The sequence below is a fragment of the Thalassotalea euphylliae genome (assembly GCF_003390375.1).
GTDB classification, from domain to species: Bacteria; Pseudomonadota; Gammaproteobacteria; order Enterobacterales; family Alteromonadaceae; genus Thalassotalea_F; species Thalassotalea_F euphylliae_A.
On record NZ_QUOT01000001.1, the window covers coordinates 1,760,093 to 1,782,547 of the forward strand.

The following is a 22,455-nucleotide window of genomic DNA, read 5'->3' on the forward strand; positions in this document are numbered from 1 at the left end:
TTAATGCTGAGTAATTTTTCCTTTGTATTTAAGGATTTGGCGGTCAAGTTTATCAATGAGCGAGTCAATTGATGCGTACATGTCTTGATTTTGTGCTGAGGCGTGAACCTCTGTGCCGTTGAGGTGAACTGTCGCCTCGGCTTTTTGGTTTAATTTTTCTACGGTAAGAACGACGTATACATTGTTGATGTGATCGAAATGTCGCTCCAGCTTTGCAAACTTAGTGTTAACGAAATCGCGTAATGAATCTGTCACTTCTACGTGGTGGCCTGATAAATTAATTTGCATAAGCTTTATTCCTCATTGCTTGAATACTTAAAGTAGACTTTTTCTTTGATTTGACGGTGGAATAGATAAGGACTCTCGGTACTTAGCTATTGTCCGTCGCGCAACATTAATCCCTTGCTCTGCTAATAGTTCCGCCATTTTGCTATCACTTAATGGTTTCGATGGAGTTTCTGCTGAGACAAGCTTTTTAATTAATGCTCTGATAGCAGTAGATGAACATTCCCCTCCATTTTCCGTACTAACATGACTAGAAAAGAAGTATTTTAATTCGAAAATACCTCTAGGCGTGTGCATGAATTTTTGCGTGGTTACACGCGATATGGTTGACTCATGCATATCAACCGCTTCTGCGATGTCGTTTAACACCATCGGGCGCATCGCTTCTGGCCCGTATTCGAAAAAGCCTTGCTGACGCTGAACAATACAGTTTGACACTTTTAGTAGCGTTTCGTTGCGGCTTTCTAAACTTTTAATAAACCATTTGGCTTCTTGCAGGTTTGAACGGATAAACTGATTATCGTCCGATGACTTCATACTTTTGGTCATCGCTGCGTATTGCTGGTTAATTGATAATCTTGGTGCTGTACTTGGATTAAGCTCAACCACCCAGCGACCATTTTTCTTTTCCACAGAAACATCTGGGATAACGTACTGATCATCACCTTGCACTACCGCATCACCAGGTCTTGGGTTTAACGACTGGATCAGGCGCAGTGCCTCGCGCAGCTGGTCTTCCTTGAGCTTGGTTTTTCGCATTATTTGACGATAGTCACGATTACCCAATAAATCAATGTGCTCGCTAATGATCAGCTTACTTTCTGCTAAATACGGTGTGTCGTTATCGAACTGATTCAATTGAATCAATAAACATTCAGGAATAGAGCGCGCTGCGACCCCAATAGGATCGAACATATTAATACGCTTTAATACCGCTTCAACTTCATCAAGTTCAACTTCTTCAAGACCTAGACTTTCCAAAATATCTTCGGCAGAAACGGTTAGGTAACCAGCATCGTCAACGGCATCGATAATTGCCATAGCAATGGCTTCATCGGTTTCACTAAAGGGTGTTAGCTCCATTTGCCAGTGCAAGTGGTCTTGAATAGAATCGGTGGTTTCACCTTGATAAACGTAGTCATCACTGCCTGCAGTGCCAATGCCTGAGCTACTTACACCTGCACTAAATGACTCATCCCAAGTGGTATCAATACTCAACTCTTCTGGAATGTCATTTTTTTCCATCGCCTCAGTAGTGCTGACCTCATCAGCGGTAGGCATAGCATCTTCAGAACCATCTGTTGTCACCTGCTCGGTCGTTGCCGTAGCAGAATAAGCATCGTCTATAGACTCGCTGTCATTACTTTCCGATGAGGCACTCGCCGACTCATCCACTTCAAGCAGTGGATTGCTCTCCAGCGCTTCTTGAATCTCTTGTTGAAGGTCTAATGTTGATAATTGTAGTAACTTGATAGCCTGCTGAAGTTGCGGCGTCATCGTAAGTTGCTGACCAATTTTTAACTGCAATGATGGACGCATTTAAGTCTAACGGTTTCCTTTTGTTGTATTCTTTTATTCAAGTAAAACGCTAATGATTTAACTATAGCGTGAATTGCTCACCTAGGTATACATCTCTTACTTGCTGATTCGCCAAAATTTGTTCTGAATCACCTTCAGCGATTAATTCTCCGTGACTAACGATATATGCATGCTCACACACATCAAGTGTTTCGCGGACATTGTGGTCAGTGATCAAAACGCCAATGCCACGCTGCTTTAAATGCAAAATAATCTTTTTAATATCACCAACTGAAATTGGGTCTACACCAGCAAAAGGTTCATCTAGCAAAATAAACAATGGGTCGGCCGCTAGCGCTCTGGCGATCTCGACACGACGACGTTCACCACCCGATAAACTCATGCCCGTATTATCTCTTATATGGCCGATATTGAATTCTTCAATAAGCAATTCAAGTTTTTCTTCACGCTCAACTTCCGTTAAGTCTTTGCGTGTTTGCAAGATCGCCATGATGTTTTGATAAACCGTCAGTTTGCGAAAAATAGACGCTTCTTGCGGCAAATAGCCAATACCGCGACGCGCGCGCTCATGCATAGGCAACAAAGTTAAATCATCTGCCCCTAAAGTGATTTCACCGCTATCGTTCGGCACTAAGCCAACAATCATATAAAACGACGTGGTTTTACCCGCACCATTAGGGCCAAGTAAACCCACAATTTGTCCAGTACTGACCGACAAGCTGACATTTTTAACAACCTGTCGACCTTTATAAGCTTTTGCTAAGCCAGACGCGGTAAGTGTTACTTCTTGTGTCATCGGCTATTTATCACTTTTTGCTTTAGGTTTTAAAATAGTGGTTACCGACTGGTTACTGCCACCTTCGGCTTCCAATTGCTCGGTTAGCGTGTTGTACACGATTTTTTCACCACTAACCTCACTACCTGCTTGCGTCAGCAATGCATTGCCCGAGATGGTGATAGTGAAAGTTAAAGGCTCATATTTAATTTCGTTGGCTTGCAAACGAATCTTACTGCCATCTTCAAGCAGTTGTTCAAATGTTGCAGGTTGCCCTTTAGCCACATAGGTTTGTACGTCTTGATCTTTTTGACTAAAAACTTGCACGAGGTCAGCTTTAATTTTCAATGAACCTTGTGAAATCACTACATCATCTAAGTAGCTGGCAATTTTGTTCTTTAAGTCACCTGCTTGACGCCCTGCCGAGATATGAATTTCTTGCTCAAGGTCAATTTTTGCAGCAAGTGCCGGAGTGCTGATCACACTCGCGAGCGCTAGGCTAGCTAGCAGCTTTTTTATAAATAGTTTGTACATGCTCGGTCAATGTCATTTGTTTAGTGTTTAAGTCTATAATCAGCCCAGAACCATACATAGTAAAGTCTTTTCCCTGAATCAATATGGTTTGATCAGAGCTAATAATATTGGTGTTCAAATCCAGTTCTAAGTATTTACAGTGAATTTCCTTAATCAAACTGTCTGGCTCTGTCGCCATTAATGTCACACGGTTTTTTAATACCACGCGATTATTGTTATAAAGCGTGCCTTCAAGTGCTTCGAGTTGCCATGGTGCCGAATCATTTTTTGGATACACAGTATATTTAGGCTGTTCAAAGTGAGTAAATGCTAACTCAGCATAGTGTTCCATGCGCTCGGCAATAACATGGTGCGATAATTGGCCGCTCTCGCTGTAGATATCACTATTAAGCGCTTCTGCAATAAAGTCAGGGACAAGCTCGGCTTCAACAATGTCAGCGTCTTGCTGCTGTGCTTGACGCCATTGCACAACGCCATAGGCCATAAGGCTAAACAAGAAAGCGATTAGCGCTAGGCCATAAAGTCGATTCATACACTCGCGCCTTTAGCGTCTACCAATGTGTCTTGGCTATGCATAATAAGATCACAAAGTTCGCGCACAGCGCCAAAGCCACCTAGCGTAAAAGTGCGATAATCTGCTTTGTTAATGACAGCTGGGTGTGCATCATTAACCGCAACTCCCAAGGCAGCATACTCAATGCAAGGTAAGTCGGCCATGTCGTCACCGATATACGCCACTTGCTCAGCCGTAATCGACAGTTCGCTCATTAGCGCTTTCATTTCGGGTAACTTGTCTTCTTTGCCCTGAATGATATGTTCAACGTTTAGCGCTTTCATGCGATCGTTAACTATTCGCGAATTTCGGCCAGTAATAATGGCGACCGTTACACCCGAGGCAATCAACGCCTTGATACCATAACCATCTTTGGTATGAAACGCTTTGAGCTCTTCACCTTGGTTACCTAGGTAAATACGCCCATCAGAAAATACGCCATCAACGTCACATACCAATAGCTTAATGTTGCTGGCAGTGGCAATAACTTGCTTGGCGACGGGGCCGTAAAGTGTCGATACGAGGTCTTGTGCTGTGTCCATCGTGTTTTCTAGTGTCATTAGAGTACCCCTGATTTTAACAAGTCTTGTAAATTTAGGGCACCTACAGGTTGGTTTTGCTCATCAACCACAATCAATCCGTTTATTTTTTTCTCTTCCATCACATTCAACGCTTCAGCCGCTAATAAGTCAGCCTGTGCTGTTGTTGGCGTTTTCGTCATCACTGACACAATACCGTCGTGATGAATATCAATTTTACCATCTAAAATGCGGCGTAAGTCACCATCGGTAAAAATACCAGCGAGCTTTCCTTGTTCATCACAAACAGCAGTCATACCTAAGCCTTTTTCGCTCATCTCGACTAAAGCTTCTTTGATTAAGGCGCTAGTTGGTACAACAGGCAATCGCTCACCAGTGTGCATAATATCACTCAGGCGCAGTAGTAATCTTTTTCCTAGACTGCCGCCTGGGTGTGACAAGGCAAAATCATCCGCTGTAAAACCACGCGCATTGAGTAAGGCCACTGCAATGGCATCGCCCATCACAAGTGTGGCGGTAGTACTAGAGGTTGGTGCCAAGCCAAGCGGGCAGGCTTCTTGTTCAACCTTCACACAAACGTGATGTTCAGCCAATTGAGCTAACGTTGACTCAGGGTTGCCTGTCATCGCAATAAGCGGCGTGCCGATTCGCTTAATCACAGGGATAATTGCCAGTAATTCACCGGTTTCACCAGAATTTGAAATAGCGAGCACCACATCATTTTCGGTAATCATTCCTAAATCGCCATGGCTAGCCTCACCTGGATGCACGAAAAACGCTGGCGTACCAGTACTTGCTAGTGTTGCCGCAATTTTACCACCGATATGGCCCGACTTTCCCATGCCAACCACTACCACTTTACCTTGGCAATCAAACATGGTTTGGCATGCACTCGCAAAACCTGTGTCTAAGTACTGCTTCAAACCTTCAACTGCAGCTAATTCAGTCTCAAGTACCTTATTACCCAAGGTTATAAAATTTTCAGAATTCATTAGTAAAGCAAACTCTTAATTGATTTAAGCATTTAAATATTTATCGACAATGTTGCTGATTAAGCCGCTTATGCCACTTGGCTAAACAAAATAACTTGGTAGAAAATAAATGCTAAAAATAAGGTCGCGCCTTTTAGTCGCGTGATACGGAACGCACCTTTTTCGCGACTAAAACACAGCGCAAACAGCAATAAGGTAATCGCCAGCATATATGGCGCATCGCGGCTTGCAACTTCGGCATCTATAGCGCCAGGCGCAATTATTCCTGGCAATGATAACACTGCAAGAATATTAAAAATATTGGAGCCAATGATGTTACCAAGTGCTAAGTCATCTTCTTTCTTTATCAGACTCATCATACTTGCTGCCAGTTCTGGCAAGCTGGTACCAATAGCAATAATAGTTAAACCGATAACGAGGTCACTAACCCCAAAGGATTTGGCAATAAAGGCGGCTGAGTCAACCAAGTAACTTGCACTTAACGGCAGCAACACCATGCCAACAGCTAACCACAGAAATGCTTTGCTATTACTTGTTGCCTCTGGCACCTCTGCTTCGGCCTCGACAATCATAGGGTCGTCTACAGGATTAGTTTTAGCGCGGCGTAAAGTGATCACTAATAACGTTGCGATGTAGACAAAAAAGCCGACCATTAGAATGCTGCCCTCAAATAAGCTTAACTCAAGGTTGATCAGCATTAGAAACGCGATAAATGTAATGCCCAAGGCAATCGGCAACTCGCGTTTAACTGTTGAAGAGGAGACTTGCAGTGGTTTAAGTAGCGCTGTTAAGCCTAATACCAAAGCGATATTAGTTATATTGGAGCCAATTGCATTACCGATTGCTGTATTTGCCTTGTCATCAAGCGATGCTGTTGCTGCCACCATCATTTCGGGCGCAGACGAGCCCATAGCAACAATCGTCAAGCCGATAATCATAGGTGAAACACCAAAATTTCGGGCAACCGACGAGGCACCATATACAAATTTATCAGCACTCCATACAAGGACAACGAGCGCGACAACTAATATCAATACTTGCAATAACATTTACTACTCCTGACTCTCACGTTAAATTGTCGCTGTTAAGCAGATAAAAAAAAAGAAGAAAATGAATTTACCGCCAAATTCACGCACAACCTGCTGCTTTTTTGTTCAGTTATCACTTTATTACGAACAGGCCACAGCATTGGGTAGCTAACATGCTTTGAGAACGCAAGCTTTACAAAGTTCTAAATAGAAACACTTATACACATTTATTCTGTAAAAATTTGTCAAATTCAGATGAACAATGTTAGCCGCTAAGGTAACATTCGCCACTTATATTCCTGTTAAATTGGTGTAAAAAGCGTTAATGCCAGAGACTTTGGTTGAAATTAAAAACGTTACCTTTAAACGTGAAGAAAGGACGATTTACGACAACATCAGTTTGTCTATCCCAAAAGGAAAAGTAACCGCAATAATGGGACCAAGTGGTATCGGTAAAACCACCCTGTTGCGCTTGATTGGGGGCCAACTTAAGCCAGAAAGTGGGCAAATTCTGTTCGACAATCACAATATTCCGACGCTCGGTCGTAACGCATTGTATGATGTGCGCAAGCGCATGAGCATGTTATTTCAAAGTGGCGCTTTGTTTAGTGAGATGTCAGTGTTTGACAACATCGCTTTTCCAATTCGCGAACACACTAAATTGCCAGAACATATCATCGAGAAAATGGTCTTGATGAAGTTGCAAGCCGTTGGTTTACGTGGTGCGCGCCAATTGAAACCGAGTGAATTGTCTGGTGGTATGGCAAGACGTGCCGCGCTAGCTCGCGCAATTGCACTTGATCCTGAACTTATTATGTATGACGAGCCATTTGCGGGCCAAGACCCTATTTCAATGGGCGTTATTGTACGGTTGATCAAAGCACTAAATGACGCACTAGGGTTAACCTCGATTGTGGTTTCACATGATGTGCCAGAGGTGATGAGCATAGCCGATTACATATACATTATTGCCGAACAAAAAATTATTGGTCATGGCACACCTGAGCAAATTCATCAGCAATCTTCACCTTTAGTGAAACAGTTTGTTCGAGGTGAGGCCGATGGTCCGGTGCCATTCCACTTTAATGCGCCACCTATCTCTTCTGACATTTTGCGAGGCCAAAGTTAAGTTATGCAGGCGATTTCCCAATTAGGACGCAAGACCTTAGCGATAATTGCGGGCTTAGGTAAAGCCGTAATGATGCTATTTTCTGCGATTGTACAAGTGCCTAACCCACGCAAAGGCTTTCCATTGCTGGTTAATCAACTGTATGCAGTGGGTGTGTTGTCACTGATCATTATAGTGGTCTCTGGCACCTTTATCGGCATGGTACTGGCGCTGCAAGGCTATACCATCTTAGTCGGCTACGGTGCCGAAGCGAGCTTGGGCCCCATGGTTGCACTATCACTATTACGTGAATTAGGCCCTGTTGTTGCGGCCTTGTTGTTTGCTGGTCGCGCGGGCTCGGCGCTAACAGCTGAAATTGGCCTAATGAAAGCGACTGAGCAGTTGTCCAGTATGGAAATGATGGCGGTAGACCCACTACGCCGCGTTATCGCACCCCGCTTTTGGGCGGGCTTTATCAGCCTACCACTGCTTGCCGGCATATTTTCGATGGTCGGTATTTTAGGGGCGCACTTAGTCGGTGTTGATTGGCTTGGTGTTGATGGCGGCACTTTCTGGTCAGTTATGCAGGCACAAGTTGATTTTGAAAAAGATGTGCTCAACGGCATTATCAAAAGCTTAGTATTTGCTTTTGTTGTCACTTGGATTGCCGTGTACAAAGGTTATGCGTGTGAGCCGACATCAGAGGGCATCAGCCGCGCGACTACCGCTACCGTAGTGCAATCATCACTGCTAGTGCTAGGTTTAGATTTTATATTAACGGCGCTAATGTTCGCGCGCTAATTTTCGGGCACTAATGTTCGGGTGCTAATGTTCGGGTGTAAATGCATTCGATTTATTTTTTTGCAAAGAACTGTTGCAAAGAATTATTGCAAAGAATTATTGCAAAGAATTATTGATAGGTTAGGTGAAAGACATGACGTCTAAAAAATTAGAATTATTGGTTGGCTTATTTGTTGCGCTCGGCTTAGCCGCGATATTAGCGCTTGCACTAAAAGTTGCCGACTCCGGTATTTCAGGCAATGGGCAAACATACGAGCTATATGCAAAGTTTGACAACATAGGTGGCTTGAAAGTGCGCTCGCCAATCAAAATTGGTGGCGTAGTTATTGGTCGAGTAAGCAATATTGCGTTAGATAACGAAGACTTTACGCCAATTGTTACCTTAGAAATTTTCGCAGAATACCAAGGCTTTTCAGAAGCAACCTCCGTATCTATTTTAACTGCGGGATTGCTTGGCGAGCAGTACTTAGGGTTAGATCCAGGATTTGTTGATGAGTCAGTCGACACTTTAGTACCCGGTGACTTTATCGAAGATACTAAGCCAGCCCTAGTATTAGAAGAGTTGATCGGTCAATTTTTATTTAGTCAGGGGAGCGACGATTAGATGAGAAAATTTATCCAATTAATAAGCAATGTAGTGCTGTGTTCAGCACTATTGCTTACGACCAGTGCTCATGCACAAATCAGTAAGCAAGACCCTTATGCAATGATTCAGCAAGTAGCTGAAATTACATTTAAACGTGTAAAAGACGAACAACAAGCGATTCGCAAAAATCCAAACTTGCTAAAAGCCGTTGTTCGCGAAGAGCTGCTGCCATACGTAGATTATCGCTATGCGGCATACAAGGTGATAGGTAAAAACATTAAGAAAACAACGGAACAAGAGCGGAAGGCTTTTGTGCCAGTGTTTCGAGACTACCTAGTAACCTCATATGCACAAGTGTTTACCTTGTACAATGACCAAACAGTGGAATTCGATCCCGGCCGCAAATTAGACAAACAAAAAATTGTCGCTGTGAATACGCGTGTTTTACAGCCAGGCGGTGAGCCAATTGATATCTCCTTTAAGGTGCGTAAAAACCGCAAAAAGAATGAGTGGAAAGCATTTGATATGGTGGCTGAAGGGATAAGCTTGCTCGACAGTAAACAAGCGGAATTAAGTAGTATTATTCGCCAGAAAGGCTTAACTCATGTGACCGATATGCTGAAAGAAAAAGCAGAACGTGACGTGGTTTTTAAGCAAGATGAGTAACAGTTCAGATGCTAGCTATAGATATCAATAACCAAGTTACTCAACTAAAAGGCAAGCTAACCAGCAACACGGTCGCGACGATAAAAAATAAAGCGCACCGCAACATTGTCAAAACGGATAAAATGGTGGTGAATCTCGCGCAGGTTACCGACGTTGACACCGCAGGCCTTGCTTGGCTGCTTTTTTTAGTTGAGCAAGCAAAACGCCATAAATGCCAGTTATCGTTTGCAGAGCTGTCAGAAGATTTATTAAAATTGGCACAACTTAGTGATGTAGATCAGTTACTATTATCACCCAGCGCGTAACCCACTAGGAGACACCTTTGGAAATTTCAGAAATCGAACAACTTATTAATGACGCTATCAAACTAGATGAATTGCACGTAGCCTTTGATGGTTCACAGTGTAAAGTTATTGCGGTCGCAGAAGTTTTCGCTGAACTAAGCCGTGTCAAAAAACAGCAGGCAATCTCTAAGCCATTAGCTGTGGCAATTAATGACGGTCGCATTCATGCTTTAACCGTTAAGACTTTCACGCCTGAGCAGTGGAAGAAAGATAAAATGTTTAACCTTCCGCTTTAGTCATTGCAATTTAAACGCCATTAGACACAAACGAAACTGACTCAACAGAAACATACAGAAATAGCACCTTGGATTCTTTTAAAATAAACGGCGGTAACCGATTAAACGGCGAAGTTACCATCTCTGGCGCAAAGAACGCTGCCTTGCCGATCTTAATGGCCGGTATTTTGACCGACCAAAAAGTACAGATCACAAATGTTCCACGCTTAAACGACATTAATACCACCATTAAATTGCTTGAACAGCTTGGTGCACAAGTAAGTTGGGACGCTGAAAATACGCTATCTATTACTGCCGGCTCAATCGATCAGCACGTAGCTTCATACGAACTTGTTAAAACCATGCGTGCATCAATTTTGGTGCTTGGCCCTTTATTAGCTAAGTTTGGCCATGCAGAAGTTTCATTACCAGGCGGCTGTGCTATTGGTGCTCGCCCAGTTGATTTGCATATTCAAGGCTTAAAACAAATGGGTGCTACCATTGACGTGGAGCAAGGCTATATAAAGGCTAAAATTGATGGCCGATTGCAAGGCGCAACTATTTTTATGGACACCGTCAGCGTCACGGGGACAGAAAATTTAATGATGGCTGCGGCCTTAGCTGAAGGTACAACTGTTATTGAAAACGCGGCGCGTGAACCTGAAATTGTTGACTTAGCCGACTTTTTAAATGCCATGGGTGCTAAAGTAAGCGGCGCTGGCAGCGACACACTGACCATTGAAGGGGTGCCAAGCCTGAATGGCACTCAGCATAGAGTCATGGCAGATCGCATTGAAACCGGCACATTTTTGGTCGCAGCAGCAGTCACCCAAGGTCATGTAAAATGCCTTAACGCCGATCCAAAAGCGTTAGATGCCGTTTTAAGTAAGTTGCAAGAAGCTGGCGCAAATATAACCACAGGTGATGACTGGATCGAGTTGAACATGACGACGCGCCCAAAAGCCGTTAATGTTAAAACCGCACCACACCCAGCTTTTCCTACCGATATGCAAGCGCAATTTGTCACCCTTAACGTACTTGCAGAAGGCTCGGCTCACGTTACCGAGACAATTTTCGAAAATCGCTTTATGCACGTGCCAGAACTACAGCGTATGGGCGCGAATATCGCGTTAGAAGGCAACACGGCAATCACTACCGGCGTTACAGAGCTTAACGGTGCACAAGTGATGGCCACAGATTTACGTGCCTCAGCGAGCTTAGTGATTGCCGGCTTAGTGGCTAGCAGTGAAACTCAAGTTGACCGGATTTATCACATCGACCGTGGTTATCAACATATTGAAGATAAGCTGCAAGCACTTGGGGCAGACATTACACGAGTTAAAACCTCGTAAAATGCGCGCTATCTGACTAGCTTGTATAGAGGCCAGCTAATTGCTGGCCTTTTTTTCGCGTGCCCTACTAGCAGTGAGAGTATAACGCTTACCCAACGCCGATAAGGCGATGTGTTGACCAAGTACTAAAAGGTTATGCCTTTAGTTACTCCATTACGCATTACCAGAAACTAATTGCCTTGATGCATTACTATGGCATCGTCTTCATAAAGCTCTGGTAGGCGTTTTGCCCTTTTACAAGCCACCCCGGTACCGATTCGCCAGTGCCAGCAAGCTGTAACTTAGGATGATGACTGATCACTTTGGCTAACATTTGCTCCTGATTTTGCTCGATATCAACAAATAACACGTGTTTGCCCTTTCTTAGCACCTCTTGAAAGCGCTCAAAATGGATATTATTGCGCTGAATACCGATGAAACCGCCTTCCCAAGTACAAAAGCCTAATACAACTATCGCCAATAAAACGAAAGGTAACCAACCCGCTGCTGACTCAGTCCAACCCATATAATAAGCAACGAATAATGTAATTGCTGCTGCAATCACGCCAATAACGGCACCAATCTCAGTTGAGTGGACAACGTCTTTTTTCAGCACAGATTCAACTTCAGGCAAGTTGTGCTCGTCAATAGCTGCGTCATCATGGCTTAAGACATGAATTTGCGGCTCGGTAACGCCTTGCTCAGTCAACTCGCTTTGCAGGTTTTTTAACTCAGATAGGTTTTCACTAATAAAGTAGTGTCTAAGCATTATCAATTCCTCAGCTCAAGTGTTGCCAAGTATTAGCCTAACTCAGACTGCCGCACGTTATTGTTGGCAATTACTTACATACGCGAAGTACATCTAGGACACAGGTTAACTACGTTTAGTATTTGCATGGCAGATCATTACTGATGCCAATGCAGTAATAAAATTATAGCAGCATGATTGTGCTGCTACATTCTTAGTAATTTTTGGGAAGGGGTTGCTATTAAGACTGGGGATCAAGCTGAGAATCAATCAAAGCGAGCGCTTCATCTAAAATAGTGCTCACACACTCTCTTGCTTGTTCAGGGTTTCGCGTTTGTATGGTATTAAAAATGTCAGCGTGCTTTTGTACATCAGCCCCGGGAACGCCTTTAATGCGATTGGTATAGCGAATACTCACTCGAAGTGCAGTCCCAATAAAATCAGTAAGCTGAGCAATAAAACGGTTACCACTGGCCAGTAGAATGGCCGTATGAAAGGCGATATCGGCATCAAGCGGGTCATCTAAGCCTTTATCTGCATCGGCCATGCGAGATAGCGCTTTTTCAATCTCTGCTATTTGCTCATCACTGGCATTTAAAGCGGCAAGAGCAGCGGCTTCGGGCTCGATTGCAGCCCTAACTTGCGTAAATTCTTTAAGTAAAGTCAATGAAGGCTTACTGTTTAAAATCCAACTCAGTACATCTGTATCAAACATATTCCAGCTGCTTTCTGGCAATACTAGAATACCTTGTTTAGGACGAGAAGATATCAGTCCTTTTGCTGACAGCATTTTAACCGCTTCACGCGTCGCACTGCGGCTAACATCATATTGCAAGCAAAGGTCAGCTTCAGAAGGCAACCCTGATCCCACAGGGTAGTCACCTTTAACGATTGCCATGCCAAGGTTATGTGTTAATTGATGGGTTAAATTGTGTTTAGGGCTACTTCTCATCACATTCTCTTGCTTCTAAGGTTTTAATGGCGGTAGTGCAATTGCCATATTCACCACTTTTTATTGTTGCAACTAAAAGGTTTTATAGTCTGCGTTCTTATGCCTGATAAATATATACTACTGCTTTTCCTTAGCACGCGATAGCCAGTTAGTTACTCTTTTTTAACATAAACAATAGTGAGTTGTTTCGCAGCGTTTTGCTTTTTATTATTATTAATATAATAGTATATAACATATTATTGATTAAATAACGAACACGTGAAATTTGCGTTTGTCATTGGGCCACCTGTTTTTGCGGTGCGGTTTGCACCTGATATAAAATTCGCTAAAGTGTTATTAGTGCTTATTTATTAGGAAGTTATATTGTCTACTTCAACCCAGTACTTGAGTTTGCGCAACAAGCGTATTTTTATCACTGGCGGTGCCTCAGGCATTGGTGCAGCGATGGTTCGAGCTTTTGTCGAACAAGGCGCTTACGTTGCATTTATTGATATCAATGAAGAAGCTGGCCAATTGTTGCTTGAAAAATTATCAAGCTTTCACCAACAGCTTTGGTTTCAGGTAGTTGATGTGACTGTACAACCTGAGCTTACCCATGCAATTGCCAGTGCAACTGAAGCATTGGGTGGCATGGATGTACTGATAAACAATGTTGCCAATGATATGCGCCATAGGCCACAAGATGTCAGTCCACAAGATTGGCAATCATGCATGCAAATAAACTTAGATGCGGCATTTTATGCTGCACAAGCTGTTTTCGAACAAATGCGTAAACAAAAAAGTGGCGTAATTCTTAATTTTAGTTCAATCAACGCACTGATTGGCCCGAAAAATATGGTTGGCTACACCACAGCAAAAGCCGGCCTTATTGGCATGACAAAATCGTTAGCCAAAGATTATGGTCGCTACAATATTCGCGTTAATGCGATTTTACCCGGCTGGATAGCAACCGATAAACAACTGGCCTCTTACCTCAGCGAGCGCCAAGAAAAGCAATGGATGGCAGCAATGGCAATCAAGAAAAGAATAGCGCCCTCTGAAGTGGCGAAGTTAGCGATGTTCTTATCGTCTGACGATAGTGAAATGATCACTGGTCAATCAATCACCATTGATGGTGGACGCACTTAGGGTGGGTGCAACACATATGAACAGCATTGAACATGCAGATCTAATCGCCATTGATTGGGGAACTAGCCATTTGCGAGCTTATCTATGTCAATACAGACAGGATAATTCGCTTAGACTGCTAGCCACAAGTTATGCGCGTGGCGTCACTAAAGTCACCCATGGCTTCGAACAAGAGCTGTTTAATTGCATTGCGCCATGGCAAGCGCATTATCAACATTTGCCAATTATTATGGCTGGGCAAATTGGCTCAAGCATAGGCTGGCAAGAAACCACTTATTTACCCTGCCCTATTTCACCTAATATGGTTGCACAATCGTGTTTACACTTTACCTGCCGCGATCAGCAACTATCCATAGTGCCAGGGCTACACTGCAGCCATGAAAATAACCATCGCGACGTTATGCGTGGTGAAGAATTACAAGTGCTTGGCTGGTTGGCGCAAGACCAAGCGCATCAACAAGGGCAGCACTTAATCTGCTTACCAGGCACACACACCAAGTGGGTGTTAGTTGATGATGGACAAGTAAAGCTGTTTAAAACCGCCATGACAGGCGAACTATATGATCTTTTGTCTCACCACAGTGTACTAATTCAAGATGCACATGGTGAGTTTTGCCCTCACGCCTTTGCCTCTGGTGCCCAATATACGTTAGCGAGTGCACTAGGTAGCTTTATCCATGGCTTATTTAGTGCCCGCAGTAAACAGCTATTCAAAGAACTTGCGCCTGAGCATGCGACCTCGTATTTATCCGGCATGCTTATTGGCAGTGACGTCAGAGCGGCAATTAATGCAACCGAATGGTCGTTTGAACAACTAAACTCCGTAAGCATTATTGGTAATAACACGCTTAGCCAGCGGTTTAGCGAAGTATTAACCATGCAACAGATAGCAACGACACGATATGACGTTGAAGCAATTACATTGGCAGGGTTCGCATCAGTGTATCAGCAGTTATTAGTCGGTTCACCGTCCAGTGTTTAATTACTTTCTTACTAGATTAAATAGCTAAACCAACTAGCCAAATGAAGTAACCGAGTGAAATAGCCAAGCGAAATAGCCAAGTTAAATAGCTAAGCAAAGTGCGCAACAACGAACAAAGTAGGTGTCAGGTGAATACAATCAATGAGTGGATACCAAGCAACCCAATAATAGCCATTTTACGTGGTTTGAACAAAGCGGATGCCATTGGCGTTGGCCAGCTGTTATATCGACACGGCATCAGAGTGATGGAAGTGCCATTAAATCGACCAGAAGCGCTCGAATGTATTACTTTACTGCGCGAGCACCTGCCTTCTGATTGCTTAATTGGCGCTGGTACCGTGATTAATATCAATCAAGTTGAACGAGTGAAGGGCGCGGGTGGCCAAGTAATTATTTCACCCAATTGTGATGCTGGGGTTATTGACTACACACTTGAATTAGACATGATTAGCATTCCGGGAATTGCCACGGTCAGCGAAGCATTCCGAGCCTACAACGCGGGGGCGACCGCACTCAAAGTCTTTCCTGCTGCAACTTATGACGTTGAACATATCAAAGCATTACTAACGGTATTACCTCAAGAATGTGCACTTATCGCAGTCGGCGGCGTGTCGTTAGCAAATCGTCAGCAATGGCTTGATGCAGGCGCTAGAGCAGTCGGCATTGGTAGCCAACTCTACACCCAAGGTGATAGTCTGTCGCAAATCGAACATAGGCTAACCTTGCTTTAATGAAATTAATCAAAACTTTAGCTGTAGGAAATCAACTGGCAGAAGGCGTGTTATGGCACCCAGAGCAGGCGTCGTTGTGGTGGACTGATATTAAAACCAGTAAGGTGTATGAGTATCAGCTCCGAAATGACCACCTCAAATGCTACAGCATGCCGGAGCGAGTCGGCTGCTTCGCATTTACCAAACAACCTCAGCAACTATTAGTCGCGTTTGCATCGGGTATCGCCCTGTATGATTTAGCTAGCCGAACAATCAACTGGCTTGCCCATTTAGACACCGCTAACCAAGGCCATCGCCTCAATGACGGCCGATTGGATCGCAGCGGTAGATTTTGGGTTGGAGGCATGCTCGAAAAAAATGTCGAAAAAGAGCACCAAAGCGCTCATAAGAGTGATAAAAACGCTAGCCTTTTTCAGCTTGAGCAAAAGTCGTCGTCATTTCGACTAAGCCCCAAAAAAACAGGTATCAAGATATCCAATTCACTGTGTTTTAGCCCTGATGGTAAAACTATGTATCATGCCGATTCACCAACAGGCATTATTTACCAATATCAGGTATCAGCAGACCTGCAATTAACCAACGAACAAATTTTTGCAAAAACCGAAGCTGGCGCCTACCCCGACGGTGCCTGTATTGATAAAAATGGCAACCTGTGGTCTGCTCAATGGGGCGGTAGCCGTGTGGTTCAATACTCGCCACAAGGCCAAGTAGTACAACAACTTGATTTGCCAGTGTCTCAGCCGACTTGTGTCGCCATAGGTGGCCCAAATCGCAATTTACTCGCTGTCACTAGTGCTCGTGATGAACTTACACAGCAACAACTTGCCAGTGAGCCAGAGGCAGGCAATATATTTATCTATCAGTTGGAAGAAAGCATTGGTATTGACGAGGTTTATGCAAATGTTGACGATGTTACAGTATCCGTTCAATGATAAGACTTAGCTATGCTCCTTGAATATTAAAGCGATCTAGAGCCAAGCAAGGCGAATCAAAGCAAGCCAACAGTTTTAGTCAGAGCCTTTTATGCCAACGTCGCTTACATTAGAGCAGTTCACATCATCGTCATTTATTACGAAGTAGGGCAGCAGATAATTATCCAAGAAGCGGTTTTAAACGCGCAAAAATAAAGATAGTATATATAATACAAATAAAGTAACTATCTACTAAAGCTAGCTAATACATAGCTTCTTTCACCAATAAAAATAGCAATAATTCATAGATAAGTTAAAGGCTTAAAAGCTAAACCATATTGAAGCTAGAGTCTTTCTTGATATCGAAATAAGGTGAAATGCCAAGCGTGTATAGCCCTAAGCCTGCCCTGATTATCCAGAGCAATCTCTTGGTTAGCGCTAGCCCAGTGTCTAAGAGGAATCAAGAATGTCAGCACAAGCCATACAGGTCATAGTGTTTTTCGGAATTACTGCACTAATTGCTTTCGCTACCTATCTAAAGTGTGCTGGTCACGCCCGCTCAAGCGATTCTAACAAAGAATACTTTCTTGCCAGTGGCGGTTTATCTTGGATGTTTGTTGCTGGCTCAATCACGCTAACCAACTTAAGTACTGATCAGTTGATTGGCATGAATGGCAACCAAATGGCATTGCTCGCATGGTGGGAATTTGCCGCAGTTATCGGGTTAATCATACTTGCTAAAGTCTTTTTACCTGTTTATTACAAAAATAACTGCACAACGACCACAGAGTTACTAGAAAAACGCTATGGTGATAAGAATATTCGCGCAGTAATTGCCGCCCTATTCCTATTAGGTAATGTATTCATTTTCTTACCCGCAGTGCTATACAGTGGTTCATTATTTATGAAGTCACTATTTGGCACTGAGCTAAGTATCATGTTCTTGGCTGTGTGCTTTGCGTTGGTGGGCGCCTGTTACGCAGTATTTGGTGGTTTGCGCGCCGTTGCAGTTTCAGATACCTACAGCGGTATTTTATTGCTTGGCATGGGTATGTTAATTGTTTACCTTGCAGTTGCTGCCATCGACTTTGATTTTTCTGGAATTCCTACCGAGCGCCTGACCATGATAGGTGGTGATGACTCTCCACTCCCTTGGCATGTACTCCTAACGGGTATGATATTTATTCAAGCCTTTTATTGGGGTACAAACCAAACGATTACCCAACGCGCAATGGCAGCACCTAACCTGAAAGAAGCGCAAAAGGGCGTATTTTCAGCCGCGGCTATACGTTTATTAATTGTGCCACCAATGATTGTAGTGCCAGGTATCGTTTCGTATAAACTCTACGGCGATATTGGCGATGCCGCTTATGGCACCATTGCGGCAGATGTTTTACCAGTATGGTTATCTGGTGTTTTTGCTGCAGCCATTGCCGCCGCCGTGTTAACAACATTCAACAGTATTTTGAACTCTTCTGCTGCGCTCTACTGCTGTGATATTCACGAGGCTTACGTCAACAAAGATGCCAATGTCGGTAAGCTCAATGCAATTATTACCATTGTATTTGTTGGCATTGCATTGGCGCTAGTACCGGTTTATGCCGCCCAAGAAAGTATTATCAATACAGTTCAAGAACTTTATGGCCTGCTCAGTATGCCTATTCTTTCGACCTTTATTGTTGGCCTGGTATTTAAAGATGTTGATGCTCGCGCCGCGATTATCGCAGTTGTGTTTGGCACCTTGTTATACGCTTTCTTTGTGTTTGTTTGGGCACCGTTCCACTACATTCATATGATGTGTATTACCTTATTTGCTTGCGTTGGTGTGGCACTAGCCACCAACCGCTTGGTATTTGGCAATAAAGTTTCATTCGCTCGCCAGCAAACAGCCTAATTGCTGTGGTAGTGATAACAGGCAAGCAACAATGACAAGTAAACAACAAGTTTCAGCGATTAATTTACTCGTTGGTGACTACCAAGCGGCCCTTGATTTCTATACTGAAAAGTTAGGTTTTGTAGTTAGCGATGATGTGCAAATGGAAGATCACCGCTGGCTAACCGTTAGCCCAAGTGAGCAAAGTACGTTAAAGCTGATATTGCACAAAGCACAAACTGACGCTCAACAAAGCGCTATCGGCATGCAAGCAGGTGACGCCGTACTTGCGATTTTACAAACAGATAACTTTGAGCAGAAGTATGCTGAAATGCAGCAAGCAGGTGTTGAATTTTGTGAGCAGCCTCGCCACGAGCCCTATGATACTGTGGTTATCTTTAAAGATTTGTATGGTAATCGGTGGGATTTAATCGAGCTGAGCGCATAGATAGCTTCAAGTTACCCTGACTTTATACATAAAACTGAACACTTTATAAAAAAAACGAGTAAGGCAACTTACTCGCTTTTCTTCCTCGTTGTTCTTCACTTTTTCCCTGCCACTATTTCGTAGCATTACTTTCTTCGTTTAAGCCGTTACAGGCACAATATTGATACCCGAAATTGGTTCACCTAATTTGGTATGACCTTGAATCAAACGATTAAGCTGTGTCATTGACGATAACATCGCAAAAATGGCAGCAAAGTATCCTTGATTTAACAAGTTTTGCTGATCTTGTTCAACGAGTGCATTAAGGGCTTTTTCATTTAAGTGACAAAGCCCTTTCAAGGTGCTCTTCTTGCCGCTGGGAATCGTAATTTCAAGCTCTATTGGTTGGATAAGATCGAGCGCTTCAAGCGCTTTAATAAACTTGCCTGTTTCTAACTGGCCAAGATAAAACTGCTCTAGCTGTTGATTATAACGCTGAAAAAACGGCGTAGCTTTACCATCATTAAATAGCGCTTCACCTTGCGATTCACTGACTAAATTAGACGTGACATCTAGGTAGGGAATAATGTTCTTATCGTTATCTGGGTCAATACCTAGAGCAAAAGGACGCAAGCTAGCAGCAAGCGGAACATATGCCAGCTGATGCTCGCCCTTGTCATCGGTCAGTACATTTGAGTCCATCACAAAGGAGGTGATTGCCGCAATTGAGGTGGTACCTGTTTCACTATTTTTGATAAAGAATAATGGAAAGCTCGACGCTGCTTGCTGCGCTTCTGTGACCGTAACTTCAAGCTGGTGTTGCCTAGCAATAAATTCCCAATCTAAGCTAGGGTCGAGTTTTAACTTTTCATGCTGCTCGGGTTTGACTGGTTGGAAATCTGACATTGGCTTACCTTCTTGTTGTTATGATTGGTATCATTGTTGGCTGGTTACTGTTAGCTAGTTATTTTTAGCTTAACGAGTTAGCCGCAAGTGTAAAGCTAAAAAATGAGCAGGTTCAAATAAAAATAGCCTGAACAATCAGGCTATTTTTAATCTAATTTAGTTTATCGAATCAGGCGTTCGTTAACTTAGACTCTCGCTAACTTAAACTTTTGTTAACTTAAAGACTAAAGAGTTTTGCGGGAACAATACAGGCATTTGCATACCGTGTTCCATTAACAGTTCACCACTAAAGGTTTGTCCTAGCGCTTTATCTAAAATTGACTCAGAGTACTCTTTGAAATCTTCGCGTTTAGCAGGCCAAACAAGATCAAGCTTGTATTGGCTCTGTGCATCTAACCCTTTAAACATAAACTGATTAGGCATATAACGCAGTGGCTCAACAACACTATTGTACGCAAATAGTGCCTCAGACTTATCAGCGTTAACAATACCAAATTCGATAGAGTTTCCGTCGGTATCAAGGCGAATTAACTGCCCCTGATGAATTAATTCTCGATGTGCTTTATGAAGTGCGATCGCCGCTTTTAAGCTAGTACGTTCTTGCTCAGTTAGCTCGCGCGGGTCCATTTCAATGCCCATATGACCAAACATCGCCACAGCAGCACGCATTTCGATATTAACGCGACGGCCAGTAATGTGACAATCTCTTGGGCCAACATGCGCCCCCATCACATTGGATGGGAAAAAATAAGAGCAGCCTTTTTGAATTTCTAAACGATCTAACGCATCGTTGGAGTCTGATGTCCAAACGCGATCCGTATGCGCCAAAATACCATAGTCAACACGGCCACCACCTGAACAGCAACTTTCAAATTCAACCTTAGGGTGCTTAGCGCGAAGCTTATCAATTAAGGCATATAGGGCATGCATTTGCTGATGAATAGCAGGTTTACCTTGACCATTACCCGGTTGATTAACATCGCGGTTCATATCCCATTTAATGTAACTAATATCTGGATACTCCACCAAAATATCATCGATACACTTAAACAAGTAATCACACACCGCAGAGTTGTTAAGATCCAACACATATTGATTTCTAAAACCAATTTGCGGGTTGCCGCGTGTTTGTAATGCCCAATCAGGATGGTTGCGATACAAATCACTATCAGGGTTAATCATTTCTGGCTCAAACCAAATACCAAATTCCATGCCGGTTGCCAGTACTTGATCAATCAAAGGCTGCAAACCCTCAGGATAAATTTCTTTATCGACAAACCAATCCCCTAGTCCTGCATAGTCGCCACGGCGACCATTAAACCAGCCGTCATCAAGCACAAAACGCTCAGCACCTATTTCTGCTGCTTGTTTCGCCAGCTCTGCTAGGGTGTCGGTGTCATGATCAAAATAAATACCTTCCCACGTGTTGTAGTGAACTGGGCGCGGTTTATTGACCACCTCGTCACTCAACAATTGCTCGCGCACAAAGGTATGAAAGCTAGCCGACATCGCATTAAAGCCGGTATCTGAGTAACAGGCATACAACTTAGGTGACTGGTAAGACTCACCAGGTGCCAGTGTTAGCTCGCTTGGTAACAGCAACTCGCCCATTTGGACAAAGCCACGACCGTCTGCCAACAATTCGCTCATCACTTTGTGGTTGCCACTCCAACCTAAGTGAAAACCAATACAGTCACCTTGATGTTCAGCTGTTGTCGCTTTGTGCATAATCAAGCCGGGAAAGCTGTCGTGCGAGGTTTTACCTTTGCGGTTTTCACGTACAAAGTTGCCAAGGAAACGGGAAATGTGCTGGCGGCGAAATTCATTTGACCAACGACCTTCAAACGCCATGATTTCTGTATAATTTGCCGGTACTTGGAAAGTGGGCGCTGCACACCATGTAACATCAAGCGGACTGTCACTATTGTTGAAAAGCGACGTCGAGCACTCAATTACATCCGTTTTAGGGCATAGCCTTAGCTCATGCAGTAACGACAAGCTACGTTCATTGTCGGTGGTTGTTATGGCCACTTGATGTTCATTAATTTGCTCAACAGCGCTAATGTCACCGCAAAAAGACCAAGCGTCGTCACTATTGCTGATTTCAAGCCCAACATGTCCGGTAAAACCGCTGCCGTAGGTTGGCGTTAATGCAATAGGCGGCTCTTCAACCACAGCACATTTGGCTTCTTGACGCGTTGCTAGCATCTCGATCATCTGTCCAGAAGACTGAGTTGATAGCGTTTTACCATAGTAACTAATACGCGGAGTGCGCTCGCTAACATTAATAATAATGCTGCTACGTTGCCCTGCTAAATGAATGTGAGTAGGTGTGTTGTTCATATTTATGCTCTTTCACTGCCATGTAGCTAGACTACTCGTCTGGCTGCTGATGATCTCTTTGGCTATTTGATAATGAGACTATTTAATCAATACCTAAGACTAAATATTTGCAAACAAATAACCACTAACTCAAAAGATAGTAGCGATTTTACTTCATC

The 22,455-nt window shown here is 43.4% G+C and carries 25 protein-coding genes; 13 read left to right on the top strand and 12 right to left on the bottom strand.

Annotation, left to right across the window (positions count from 1 at the left end; translation table 11 throughout):
- The 8 genes from hpf to DXX94_RS07950 all read right to left on the bottom strand — a co-directional run bounded on the left by hpf (nucleotide 1) and on the right by DXX94_RS07950 (nucleotide 6,266).
- Nucleotides 1-288, bottom strand: coding sequence for a ribosome hibernation promoting factor (gene hpf / locus DXX94_RS07915; RefSeq protein ID WP_115999104.1), 288 nt, complete (start codon nucleotides 286-288; stop codon nucleotides 1-3).
- Between the two features lie 27 nt (nucleotides 289-315).
- Nucleotides 316-1,824, bottom strand: coding sequence for an RNA polymerase factor sigma-54 (locus DXX94_RS07920; RefSeq protein ID WP_116015013.1), 1,509 nt, complete (start codon nucleotides 1,822-1,824; stop codon nucleotides 316-318).
- A gap of 61 nt (nucleotides 1,825-1,885) precedes the next feature.
- Nucleotides 1,886-2,620, bottom strand: a complete 735-nt coding sequence (gene lptB / locus DXX94_RS07925; RefSeq protein WP_116015015.1) for an LPS export ABC transporter ATP-binding protein — start codon at nucleotides 2,618-2,620, stop codon at nucleotides 1,886-1,888.
- Between the two features lie 3 nt (nucleotides 2,621-2,623).
- Entirely contained in the window at nucleotides 2,624-3,133 is a 510-nt protein-coding gene (gene lptA / locus DXX94_RS07930; protein ID WP_115999101.1) for a lipopolysaccharide transport periplasmic protein LptA, read from the bottom strand.
- Complete coding sequence (lptC, locus tag DXX94_RS07935) at nucleotides 3,099-3,665, bottom strand: LPS export ABC transporter periplasmic protein LptC (RefSeq protein ID WP_116015017.1); 567 nt, start codon at nucleotides 3,663-3,665, stop codon at nucleotides 3,099-3,101. The genes lptA and lptC overlap by 35 nt, the downstream gene beginning before the upstream one ends.
- On the bottom strand, nucleotides 3,662-4,246 hold the full coding sequence (kdsC, locus tag DXX94_RS07940) for a 3-deoxy-manno-octulosonate-8-phosphatase KdsC (protein WP_258872124.1): 585 nt from the start codon (nucleotides 4,244-4,246) through the stop codon (nucleotides 3,662-3,664). The genes lptC and kdsC overlap by 4 nt, the downstream gene beginning before the upstream one ends.
- Nucleotides 4,246-5,217 carry a KpsF/GutQ family sugar-phosphate isomerase gene (locus tag DXX94_RS07945; protein ID WP_116015018.1) on the bottom strand — a complete coding sequence of 324 codons (972 nt, stop codon included), beginning with the start codon at nucleotides 5,215-5,217 and terminating at the stop codon, nucleotides 4,246-4,248. Before DXX94_RS07945 ends, kdsC begins: the two co-directional genes overlap by 1 nt.
- A gap of 68 nt (nucleotides 5,218-5,285) precedes the next feature.
- Entirely contained in the window at nucleotides 5,286-6,266 is a 981-nt protein-coding gene (locus tag DXX94_RS07950) for a calcium/sodium antiporter (RefSeq protein WP_116015020.1), read from the bottom strand.
- A gap of 304 nt (nucleotides 6,267-6,570) precedes the next feature.
- Here DXX94_RS07950 and mlaF point away from each other — a divergent pair, with 304 nt between their 5' ends.
- From mlaF to murA, 7 genes are all read left to right on the top strand, one after another.
- The gene (gene mlaF, locus DXX94_RS07955; RefSeq protein ID WP_116015021.1) at nucleotides 6,571-7,374 is read left to right on the top strand and encodes a phospholipid ABC transporter ATP-binding protein MlaF; all 804 of its coding nucleotides are present in this window, start codon (nucleotides 6,571-6,573) and stop codon (nucleotides 7,372-7,374) included.
- A gap of 3 nt (nucleotides 7,375-7,377) precedes the next feature.
- Complete coding sequence (gene mlaE / locus DXX94_RS07960) at nucleotides 7,378-8,154, top strand: lipid asymmetry maintenance ABC transporter permease subunit MlaE (RefSeq protein WP_116015023.1); 777 nt, start codon at nucleotides 7,378-7,380, stop codon at nucleotides 8,152-8,154.
- Between the two features lie 133 nt (nucleotides 8,155-8,287).
- Nucleotides 8,288-8,758 (top strand): outer membrane lipid asymmetry maintenance protein MlaD, encoded by a 471-nt coding sequence (gene mlaD / locus DXX94_RS07965; RefSeq protein ID WP_116015025.1) that lies wholly within the window; start codon nucleotides 8,288-8,290, stop codon nucleotides 8,756-8,758.
- On the top strand, nucleotides 8,759-9,406 hold the full coding sequence (locus DXX94_RS07970; protein WP_116015027.1) for an MlaC/ttg2D family ABC transporter substrate-binding protein: 648 nt from the start codon (nucleotides 8,759-8,761) through the stop codon (nucleotides 9,404-9,406).
- 8 nt (nucleotides 9,407-9,414) lie between these two features.
- Complete coding sequence (locus tag DXX94_RS07975; RefSeq protein ID WP_116015029.1) at nucleotides 9,415-9,711, top strand: STAS domain-containing protein; 297 nt, start codon at nucleotides 9,415-9,417, stop codon at nucleotides 9,709-9,711.
- A 17-nt stretch (nucleotides 9,712-9,728) separates the two neighbouring features.
- The gene (locus DXX94_RS07980; RefSeq protein WP_115999092.1) at nucleotides 9,729-9,986 is read left to right on the top strand and encodes a BolA family protein; all 258 of its coding nucleotides are present in this window, start codon (nucleotides 9,729-9,731) and stop codon (nucleotides 9,984-9,986) included.
- 68 nt (nucleotides 9,987-10,054) lie between these two features.
- Nucleotides 10,055-11,317 carry a UDP-N-acetylglucosamine 1-carboxyvinyltransferase gene (murA, locus tag DXX94_RS07985; RefSeq protein ID WP_116015030.1) on the top strand — a complete coding sequence of 421 codons (1,263 nt, stop codon included), beginning with the start codon at nucleotides 10,055-10,057 and terminating at the stop codon, nucleotides 11,315-11,317.
- A gap of 190 nt (nucleotides 11,318-11,507) precedes the next feature.
- On the opposite strand, the gene DXX94_RS07990 is transcribed toward murA, so the two are convergent.
- Nucleotides 11,508-12,065 (bottom strand): NAD/FAD-utilizing enzyme, encoded by a 558-nt coding sequence (locus DXX94_RS07990; protein WP_116015032.1) that lies wholly within the window; start codon nucleotides 12,063-12,065, stop codon nucleotides 11,508-11,510.
- A gap of 220 nt (nucleotides 12,066-12,285) precedes the next feature.
- The gene (locus tag DXX94_RS07995; protein ID WP_116015033.1) at nucleotides 12,286-12,996 is read right to left on the bottom strand and encodes a FadR/GntR family transcriptional regulator; all 711 of its coding nucleotides are present in this window, start codon (nucleotides 12,994-12,996) and stop codon (nucleotides 12,286-12,288) included.
- A 363-nt stretch (nucleotides 12,997-13,359) separates the two neighbouring features.
- Between DXX94_RS07995 and DXX94_RS08000 the strand changes: the two genes are divergently transcribed.
- The 6 genes from DXX94_RS08000 (at nucleotide 13,360) to DXX94_RS08025 (ending at nucleotide 19,069) form a co-directional block, all read left to right on the top strand.
- Nucleotides 13,360-14,124, top strand: coding sequence for an SDR family NAD(P)-dependent oxidoreductase (locus DXX94_RS08000; RefSeq protein ID WP_116015035.1), 765 nt, complete (start codon nucleotides 13,360-13,362; stop codon nucleotides 14,122-14,124).
- A gap of 16 nt (nucleotides 14,125-14,140) precedes the next feature.
- On the top strand, nucleotides 14,141-15,106 hold the full coding sequence (locus DXX94_RS08005; protein WP_116015036.1) for a 2-dehydro-3-deoxygalactonokinase: 966 nt from the start codon (nucleotides 14,141-14,143) through the stop codon (nucleotides 15,104-15,106).
- A 128-nt stretch (nucleotides 15,107-15,234) separates the two neighbouring features.
- Complete coding sequence (locus DXX94_RS08010; protein ID WP_181901511.1) at nucleotides 15,235-15,837, top strand: 2-dehydro-3-deoxy-6-phosphogalactonate aldolase; 603 nt, start codon at nucleotides 15,235-15,237, stop codon at nucleotides 15,835-15,837.
- The gene (locus tag DXX94_RS08015; RefSeq protein ID WP_116015039.1) at nucleotides 15,837-16,769 is read left to right on the top strand and encodes an SMP-30/gluconolactonase/LRE family protein; all 933 of its coding nucleotides are present in this window, start codon (nucleotides 15,837-15,839) and stop codon (nucleotides 16,767-16,769) included. Before DXX94_RS08010 ends, DXX94_RS08015 begins: the two co-directional genes overlap by 1 nt.
- A 445-nt stretch (nucleotides 16,770-17,214) precedes the next feature.
- Complete coding sequence (locus DXX94_RS08020; RefSeq protein WP_116015041.1) at nucleotides 17,215-18,642, top strand: SLC5 family protein; 1,428 nt, start codon at nucleotides 17,215-17,217, stop codon at nucleotides 18,640-18,642.
- 31 nt (nucleotides 18,643-18,673) lie between these two features.
- Nucleotides 18,674-19,069: a VOC family protein gene (locus tag DXX94_RS08025; protein WP_116015043.1), complete on the top strand. Its 396-nt coding sequence runs from the start codon at nucleotides 18,674-18,676 to the stop codon at nucleotides 19,067-19,069.
- Nucleotides 19,070-19,207: 138 nt separating this feature from the next.
- Here DXX94_RS08025 and DXX94_RS08030 read toward each other — a convergent pair whose 3' ends face one another.
- Complete coding sequence (locus tag DXX94_RS08030; RefSeq protein WP_116015045.1) at nucleotides 19,208-19,954, bottom strand: SapC family protein; 747 nt, start codon at nucleotides 19,952-19,954, stop codon at nucleotides 19,208-19,210.
- Nucleotides 19,955-20,155: 201 nt separating this feature from the next.
- A complete protein-coding gene (locus tag DXX94_RS08035; protein ID WP_116015046.1) occupies nucleotides 20,156-22,297 on the bottom strand; it encodes an alpha-galactosidase in 2,142 nt (713 codons plus the stop codon).
- Nucleotides 22,298-22,455 lie beyond the last annotated feature (158 nt).

What these genes read in the sequence shown, in the direction of transcription:
- hpf (WP_115999104.1), bottom strand. Translation starts at nt 288, where the DNA reads ATGCAAATTAATTTATCAGGCCACCACGTAGAAGTGACAGATTCATTA.
- DXX94_RS07920 (WP_116015013.1), bottom strand. Translation starts at nt 1,824, where the DNA reads ATGCGTCCATCATTGCAGTTAAAAATTGGTCAGCAACTTACGATGACG.
- lptB (WP_116015015.1), bottom strand. Translation starts at nt 2,620, where the DNA reads ATGACACAAGAAGTAACACTTACCGCGTCTGGCTTAGCAAAAGCTTAT.
- lptA (WP_115999101.1), bottom strand. Translation starts at nt 3,133, where the DNA reads ATGTACAAACTATTTATAAAAAAGCTGCTAGCTAGCCTAGCGCTCGCG.
- lptC (WP_116015017.1), bottom strand. Translation starts at nt 3,665, where the DNA reads ATGAATCGACTTTATGGCCTAGCGCTAATCGCTTTCTTGTTTAGCCTT.
- kdsC (WP_258872124.1), bottom strand. Translation starts at nt 4,246, where the DNA reads ATGACACTAGAAAACACGATGGACACAGCACAAGACCTCGTATCGACA.
- DXX94_RS07945 (WP_116015018.1), bottom strand. Translation starts at nt 5,217, where the DNA reads ATGAATTCTGAAAATTTTATAACCTTGGGTAATAAGGTACTTGAGACT.
- DXX94_RS07950 (WP_116015020.1), bottom strand. Translation starts at nt 6,266, where the DNA reads ATGTTATTGCAAGTATTGATATTAGTTGTCGCGCTCGTTGTCCTTGTA.
- mlaF (WP_116015021.1), top strand. Translation starts at nt 6,571, where the DNA reads ATGCCAGAGACTTTGGTTGAAATTAAAAACGTTACCTTTAAACGTGAA.
- mlaE (WP_116015023.1), top strand. Translation starts at nt 7,378, where the DNA reads ATGCAGGCGATTTCCCAATTAGGACGCAAGACCTTAGCGATAATTGCG.
- mlaD (WP_116015025.1), top strand. Translation starts at nt 8,288, where the DNA reads ATGACGTCTAAAAAATTAGAATTATTGGTTGGCTTATTTGTTGCGCTC.
- DXX94_RS07970 (WP_116015027.1), top strand. Translation starts at nt 8,759, where the DNA reads ATGAGAAAATTTATCCAATTAATAAGCAATGTAGTGCTGTGTTCAGCA.
- DXX94_RS07975 (WP_116015029.1), top strand. Translation starts at nt 9,415, where the DNA reads ATGCTAGCTATAGATATCAATAACCAAGTTACTCAACTAAAAGGCAAG.
- DXX94_RS07990 (WP_116015032.1), bottom strand. Translation starts at nt 12,065, where the DNA reads ATGCTTAGACACTACTTTATTAGTGAAAACCTATCTGAGTTAAAAAAC.
- DXX94_RS07995 (WP_116015033.1), bottom strand. Translation starts at nt 12,996, where the DNA reads ATGAGAAGTAGCCCTAAACACAATTTAACCCATCAATTAACACATAAC.
- DXX94_RS08005 (WP_116015036.1), top strand. Translation starts at nt 14,141, where the DNA reads ATGAACAGCATTGAACATGCAGATCTAATCGCCATTGATTGGGGAACT.
- DXX94_RS08015 (WP_116015039.1), top strand. Translation starts at nt 15,837, where the DNA reads ATGAAATTAATCAAAACTTTAGCTGTAGGAAATCAACTGGCAGAAGGC.
- DXX94_RS08020 (WP_116015041.1), top strand. Translation starts at nt 17,215, where the DNA reads ATGTCAGCACAAGCCATACAGGTCATAGTGTTTTTCGGAATTACTGCA.
- DXX94_RS08025 (WP_116015043.1), top strand. Translation starts at nt 18,674, where the DNA reads ATGACAAGTAAACAACAAGTTTCAGCGATTAATTTACTCGTTGGTGAC.
- DXX94_RS08030 (WP_116015045.1), bottom strand. Translation starts at nt 19,954, where the DNA reads ATGTCAGATTTCCAACCAGTCAAACCCGAGCAGCATGAAAAGTTAAAA.
- DXX94_RS08035 (WP_116015046.1), bottom strand. Translation starts at nt 22,297, where the DNA reads ATGAACAACACACCTACTCACATTCATTTAGCAGGGCAACGTAGCAGC.